The following is a 1,568-nucleotide window of genomic DNA, read 5'->3' as shown; positions in this document are numbered from 1 at the left end:
ATCGGTGAGGAGCAGCCGTCATGACAACGAGCGCATCGCCGCGATCACGCCGGGGTCGCCGGGGAAGTGCCGGGCCAGTTCCGCGTACACGGCGTACTCGCCGCCCAACCGGGCCGCCAGGACGTGGCGGGAGAGGCGGAACTCGTCGATCGGTGTCGCGTACACCTCCTCGCCCGTTCCGTCGCCGGGCGCGGCGGCGGGGCGCAGGACGCCGGGCTCCCCGGCCTCGAAACGCACCACCCGCAGCAGCTCGGGCACGTCCACGTGCTTGGGGGTGAGGCCGCAGCGCAGGACGTTGTCCGAGTTGGCCATGATCTCGACGCCCAGGCCGCGCAGGTAGGCGTGCGGGACGCCGGCGCCGAGGAAGAGGGCCTCGCCCGGCGCGAGGCGGACGCGGTTGAGCAGCATCGCCGCGATCACGCCGGGGTCGCCGGGGAAGTGCCGGGCCAGTTCCGCGTACACGGCGTACTCGCCGCCCAACCGGGCCGCCGCGTCGGCGGCTTCGGCGACGGTCCGGGCCATCGCCACGGGTTCGGCGGTGAGGACGGCGGTGAGGACCTCGCGCAGCGCGCCGGTCTCGGGGTGGGCGCGCAGCGCGTCGGCGTAGGGCTTGAGCGAGCCGACACCGAGGCCGTCGAGGAGACCGGCGGCCTCGGCCGCGGGGCGGAAGCCGCACAGTCCGTCGAACGGCGTGAGCGCGCAGATGAGTTCGGGCTTGTGGTTGGTGTCCTTGTAGTTGCGGTGCGGGGCGTCCACGGGGACGTCGCGCTCCTCCTCGGCGGCGAAGCCGGTACGGGCCTGGGCGAGGTCGGGGTGCACCTGGAGGGAGAGCGGGATCTCGGCGGCGAGCAGCTTGAGGAGGAACGGCAGCTTCGGGCCGAACGCGGCGACCGCGTCCGCGCCCAGTTCGCCGTCGGGGTCGGCGGCGATGACGTCGGCGAGGGAGACGGGCCCGGCGCCGCGGTCGACGCGGGAGGGGGCGCCGGGGTGGGCGCCCATCCACAGCTCGGCCTGGGGTTCGCCGGTGGGTTCGGTGCCGAGCAGCTCGGGGATGGCGGTGGCCGAGCCCCAGGCGTAGGTCCGGACGGTGTTGTGGAGGCGGTCCATGCGCGCGGGTGCTTTCTGCGTCGAGACGTACGGTGCGGGTCCGTGGTGACGTCGGTGGCGGGGCGCTAGAGGCGGACCCCGGTGGCGAGCGCCAGGTAGACGGCGGTGAAGTCGAGGTGGGCGATCATCTCGCCCGCGGTCTCCAGGGGCTCGCCGCCCTCCGCCGTCGCCAGCTCGCCGAACGCGACGCCCAGGTCGAAGGCCAGGTCGCGGGCGGCGTCGGCCGCGCTCGCGGCGCGGGCCGCGCCGTCGTCGGGGCCGGGGATCCGGTCGCGGAGCAGGAGCACCCGCGCGTTCAGCGGCGAGGGCTCCTCGACCCGGTCGCGGAAGAAGTCGTCGGGGTCGGCGCCCGGGCCCAGGGTGCCGTGGAGCAGCGCGCCGTGGGCGGTCAGGGCCTCCGGCAGCGCGGCGGTGAGGGCCCGTCTCTTTTACACATTTCCGAGTCCCCGGGACAGACGGGA

At 75.1% G+C, this 1,568-nt stretch carries 2 pseudogenes; both read right to left on the bottom strand.

From position 1 onward, the window contains the following. Nucleotides 1-114: 114 nt before the first annotated feature. A pseudogene (gene manA, locus BN2279_RS09620) lies at nt 115-1,107 on the bottom strand (mannose-6-phosphate isomerase, class I); the annotation flags it as partial. A 65-nt stretch (nt 1,108-1,172) separates the two neighbouring features. Continuing rightward, a pseudogene (locus tag BN2279_RS28890) lies at nt 1,173-1,526 on the bottom strand (SIS domain-containing protein); the annotation flags it as partial. Between the last annotated feature and the right edge of the window lie 42 nt (nt 1,527-1,568).

It is taken from the genome of Streptomyces specialis, assembly GCF_001493375.1.
Lineage (GTDB): Bacteria > Actinomycetota > Actinomycetes > Streptomycetales > Streptomycetaceae > Streptomyces > Streptomyces specialis.
The sequence above is the reverse complement of the archived record's forward strand: the minus strand, read 5'-3'. Positions and strand labels throughout refer to the sequence as shown.